This is a genomic window from Actinoplanes sp. NPDC024001, from assembly GCF_040638955.1.
In the GTDB taxonomy this organism is placed as follows: Bacteria; Actinomycetota; Actinomycetes; order Mycobacteriales; family Micromonosporaceae; genus Actinoplanes.
Genome location: NZ_JBEZZB010000315.1, coordinates 1 through 4,518, shown reverse-complemented (window position 1 = coordinate 4,518; position 4,518 = coordinate 1). Strand labels below are relative to the sequence as shown.

Genomic DNA, 4,518 nt, shown 5'->3' with positions numbered 1-4,518 from the left:
AGGGCGACCACCACAGGCCATCTCCCGATCCTCGCCGAGTTCCGGCGAGACCTTACAACCAAGATCTCGTCGAAAGGATGGTGCCCTAGTGACCATCACGGCCAACAACCAGACCGTTCTCGGCCCGCTCAGCGACATCCCGTTCGGCGAAGGACGCACCTACGCCGTCGGCGACGAGATGATCGCCGTCTTCCGCCTCCGCGACGGCTCCCTTCGCGCGGTGTCCGCGGTCTGCCCGCACAAGGGCGGCCCGCTCGCGGACGGACAGATCGACAACAAGGTTGTCGTCTGCCCCCTGCACCTGTACGCATGGGACCTCGCCACCGGGTGCTCCCAGTCCGGCCAGCCCCCGATCACCGTCTACCCGGTCCGGGTCGACGGGGATCAGATCATCCTGGGAGACTGATGTGACTGCCACCCTTCCGCCCACCGTCACCACCACCCGGCCGGAGGCGAGGAGCCTCCGGGGCCACTGGATCGACGACTGGCGGCCCGAGGACCGGGAGTTCTGGGACAACGGCGGCGCCGCGATCGCCAAGCGCAACCTGATCGTCTCGATCTTCTCCGAGCACATCGGCTTCTCGGTGTGGACGCTCTGGTCCGTGCTGGTGCTCTTCCTCGGCCCCGAGTACGGCATCGACCCGGCCCAGAAGTTCCTGCTCACCGCGGTTCCGGCGCTGGTCGGCGCGGCGCTGCGGATCCCGTACACGTTCGCGGTCGCCACCTTCGGCGGCCGCAACTGGACGATCATCAGCGCGTCGCTGCTGCTGATCCCGTCGTTCGCGGCGGCGTTCCTGATCGAGCCCGGGGTGTCGTTCTCCACCCTGCTGATCCTGGGCGCGCTCGCCGGTGTCGGCGGCGGCAACTTCGCCTCCTCGATGGCGAACATCAACGCCTTCTACCCGGACCGCCTCAAGGGCTGGGCGCTCGGCATCAACGCCGGCGGCGGCAACCTCGGCGTGGCCGTCGCCCAGCTGATCGGCCTGTTCGTGCTGGCCGTCTTCGGCGCCGGCAACCCGGGCATCGTGGCCGGCATCTACATCCCGTTCATCGTGATCGCGGTGGTCGCCTCGGCGCTGAAGATGGACAACCTGACCCAGGCGCGCAACGAGAAGCGCGGCATGCGTGACGCCGCCAAGGAGCCGCACACCTGGATCATGTCGCTGCTCTACATCGGCAGCTTCGGGTCGTTCATCGGTTTCGGCTTCGCGTTCGGGCAGGTGCTGCAGGTGCAGTTCGCGGACACCTTCGACACCCCGATCAAGGCCGCCTACCTGACCTTCCTCGGCCCGCTGCTGGGCTCGCTGATCCGCCCGTTCGGCGGCGCCCTGGCCGACCGGCACGGCGGTGCGAAGGTCACCTTCGTCAACTTCATCGCGATGGCGATCGGCGCGTCGATCGTCCTGGTGGCCTCCCAGCAGCGCTCGCTGCCGCTCTACCTGGTCGGGTTCATCTCGCTGTTCGTCCTCAGCGGCCTGGGCAACGGCTCCTCCTACAAGATGATCCCGGCCATCTTCAAGCAGAAGTACGCCGGCGACGAGCACCAGGCCCGCCGCATCTCCGGCGCGGTGATCGGCATCGCCGGGGCGATCGGCGCGGTCGGCGGAGTGCTGGTCAACCTGGCCTTCCGGCAGTCGTTCCTCACTTACAAGGACGCGGACGCGGCGTACATGGCCTTCATCGCCTTCTACGCCCTCTGCGTGCTGGTCACCTGGGCGGTCTACCTGCGGCCTGCGGCGCGCACGAAGATCGCGGTCTGAGCTCGGCCTGGGCGGCCCGGTTGCGCTTTTGCGCATCCGGGCCGCCCTTTTCGCGTACGTCCTACGCACAGCCCCGTGCCTTTCCCCCGCAACGCATCCGCCCCGGCGCCCGGTTCCGCATCCCGCGCCAGCGCCGCGGGTCAGCCGGCGAGGTCGTCGCCGAGGCGCGTGCGCTGGTAGAGCAGGCGGCGGCCGTCACGGCCGGCGGAGACCAGCCCGGCGTCGCGCAGCGTGGTGAGGTGGTGGGAGGCGGTGCCCGCGGCGAGGCTGAGCCGTTCGGCGACCTGGCCGGTGCTGTGCGGCGCGGCGAGCAGGCGGAGCACGGCGGCGCGGGTCGGCCCGAGCAGGTTGGCGAGCGCCTGCTCCCGGGAGCCGTTCGGCGCCGGTGACCAGACGTTGCCGTGGCCGCGCGCGGCGTACCAGAGCGCGTCCCCGGACGGTGCGTCCCGCAGGGCGTAGATGTCGTCGCCGGCGAAACCGGTCGGCAGCAGAGTGAGGTCGCGCCCCTCGAGACCCCACCTGCCCTGCTTGTGCGGATAGTGGATGAGCAGCGCTGATCCGTCCCAGTCGAGTCGCGGGTGCAGCGCGTCGACCAGCATGCGCGGGCCGCCGTCGGCGGCGGCGCGTGCCCGGATCGCGATCTCCGCCTCGGCCGCGGCCCGCAGCCGCGGCCAGACGGGCGCGACGGCCGCTGTGAAATACGCGCGGATCTCGGCGAGCAGCGATTCCAGCGCTGTCCTGGGGTCCGCTACGAACAGTGCGATGTCGGGCGGCGCGCCCGTGGGCCAGGCGGCAATGACCTGTTGCGCCACCACGTCCGGCGGGGTGGCGGCCACCACGGCGAGTTCCTCGTCGAGGGTGGGGCGGCTGCGGGACGGGACCGGGGTCAGGAAGTCGGGCGCGTAACCGCGCGGGCCGAGCAGGACGGCTCGCAGGGTCGGCCAGTTCGCCAGCAGCGGGGTCACCCGGGACCGCCACGGCGCGTGCATCCAGGAGCCGCCGCGCAGGGCGAACACGCTGGCCACCACCTCGGCCATGGGGGAGTGGGCGAACCGCAGGCCGGCCAGGTCGGCGGCGCCGAACTCGAGCTCGATCACCCGACTATTCGAGCACGGTCGAACGGTTCCCGGCCATCGCGGTGTGCCGCCTACCGTCCGCGGCATGCACCGTACCCATCTGGGCCGTACCGGCCTGACCGTGAGCCGGCTCTGCGTCGGCACCATGAACTTCGGCTGGCAGATCGGCGAGGAGGAGAGCCACGCGGTCCTCGACCGGGCCGTCGAGCTGGGGCTCGACTTCGTCGACACCGCCAACATGTACGGCAGCGAGACCGGCGACGGCCTGAGCGAGCGTTTCCTCGGCAGCTGGTTCGACAAGTCGGGCCGGCGTGACGACATCGTGCTGGCGACCAAGGTGTACGCGCCGATGAGCGACCGGCCCAACGACCGCGGCCTGTCCGCCCGCAACATCATCGCGTCCTGCGAGGCGTCGCTGCGGCGGCTGCGCACCGACTGGATCGACCTCTTCCAGCTGCACCACGTGGACCGCCGCACCGGCTGGGACGAGATCTGGCAGGCGATGGAGACGCTCACCCACCAGGGCAAGATCCGGTACGCCGGGTCGTCGAACTTCGCCGGCTGGCACCTGGTGCGCGCGCAGGAGGCCGCCGACCGTCGCCACTTCCTCGGCATCGTCTCCGAGCAGTGCCGGTACAACCTGCTGCAACGCCACGTCGAGCTGGAGGTGCTGCCGGCCGCCGCCGAGCTGGGCGTCGGCATCCTGCCGTACTCGCCGCTGCACTTCGGAGCGCTTTCGGGGGCGCTCCGCAAGCAGCGGGAGGGGATCGCGGGCCGGGCGGTGCTGCACGCGCCGGACCGGGTGGAGCCGCACCGGTCCGCGATCGAACGGTACGAGCAGCTCTGTGCGCGGATCGGCCTCGACCCGGTGACGGTCGCGATCGCGTGGCTGCTGGCGCGACCGGAGGTCACCGCGCCGATCATCGGCCCGCGTGCCGCCGCCCAGCTGGACCTGCCGGTCGCCGCGGTGTCCACGGTGCTGGACGCGGACACGATGGCGGCATTGGACGAGATCTTCCCGCCGGTGGGCAACGGAGGGCCCGGCCCGGAAGCGTGGGCCTGGTAGGGCGTGTCGACATAGCGTGCCCGGTTTCGACCCTATGATCACCCTTGTCCGGTTTTACGTTTTCCTTGGAAACGGTGATCGCATGAACAGGTTGACGCGTTCGTTCCTCATGACGGGCGTGGCGGTGGCCGCCGGGCTGAGCATGGCCGCCGGCCCGGCAGCGGCCTCCTCCGCCGCGCCGTCGGGTGCGGAGGCGGGCGCCAAGCCGGCTGCCGCCACTCAGCAGCAGGACTTCAAGCGGCGCGACCGCATCGTCGGCTTCTACCGCAGCCCGCGGACGTGCCACAAGCTCGGCCGCATCGGCGTGTGGAAGGACAGCTGGGAGCGCTACCAGTGCTTCCAGATGTGGCGTGGTTTCCACCGCGGTGACTGGGCGCTGAAGGTCTACTACCAGCGCAGCTGGCACCAGGGTGGCCACGACTGGCAGGGCGACCAGCACGGCAACGACTGGAAGAAGCACTGAGCTGATCCAGCCGAAGGCCGCATCCCGTTCCGGGGTGCGGCCTTCGCCGTTCGCGGGTCTAGGTGTGATGTCCGGGGACGTTGGTCGAGCAAGTGTGACCACTCGATCTGACGATCGGCAACGGATCTTGTGAACAGATGAAGGCCTCCAACG

Annotated in this window: 5 protein-coding genes; 4 read left to right on the top strand and 1 reads right to left on the bottom strand. The window is 70.3% G+C overall.

Going from position 1 to position 4,518, the window contains the following annotated elements:
- Nucleotides 1–88 precede the first annotated feature (88 nt).
- On the top strand, nucleotides 89–406 hold the full coding sequence (locus AB0F81_RS50420) for a Rieske 2Fe-2S domain-containing protein (RefSeq protein WP_360211471.1): 318 nt from the start codon (nucleotides 89–91) through the stop codon (nucleotides 404–406).
- A gap of 1 nt (nucleotide 407) precedes the next feature.
- On the top strand, nucleotides 408–1,760 hold the full coding sequence (locus AB0F81_RS50415; protein ID WP_360211469.1) for a nitrate/nitrite transporter: 1,353 nt from the start codon (nucleotides 408–410) through the stop codon (nucleotides 1,758–1,760).
- A 140-nt stretch (nucleotides 1,761–1,900) separates the two neighbouring features.
- On the opposite strand, the gene AB0F81_RS50410 is transcribed toward AB0F81_RS50415, so the two are convergent.
- The gene (locus tag AB0F81_RS50410; protein ID WP_360211467.1) at nucleotides 1,901–2,857 is read right to left on the bottom strand and encodes a metalloregulator ArsR/SmtB family transcription factor; all 957 of its coding nucleotides are present in this window, start codon (nucleotides 2,855–2,857) and stop codon (nucleotides 1,901–1,903) included.
- 64 nt (nucleotides 2,858–2,921) lie between these two features.
- Here AB0F81_RS50410 and AB0F81_RS50405 point away from each other — a divergent pair, with 64 nt between their 5' ends.
- Together AB0F81_RS50405 and AB0F81_RS50400 are read left to right on the top strand one after the other, a co-directional pair.
- Nucleotides 2,922–3,902 (top strand): aldo/keto reductase, encoded by a 981-nt coding sequence (locus AB0F81_RS50405; RefSeq protein ID WP_360211465.1) that lies wholly within the window; start codon nucleotides 2,922–2,924, stop codon nucleotides 3,900–3,902.
- A gap of 82 nt (nucleotides 3,903–3,984) precedes the next feature.
- Complete coding sequence (locus AB0F81_RS50400; RefSeq protein ID WP_360211463.1) at nucleotides 3,985–4,365, top strand: hypothetical protein; 381 nt, start codon at nucleotides 3,985–3,987, stop codon at nucleotides 4,363–4,365.
- Nucleotides 4,366–4,518: the final 153 nt, after the last annotated feature.

Coding starts and splice junctions, on each gene's coding strand:
- AB0F81_RS50405 (WP_360211465.1), top strand. CDS start 2,922: ATGCACCGTACCCATCTGGGCCGTACCGGCCTGACCGTGAGCCGGCTC.
- AB0F81_RS50400 (WP_360211463.1), top strand. CDS start 3,985: ATGAACAGGTTGACGCGTTCGTTCCTCATGACGGGCGTGGCGGTGGCC.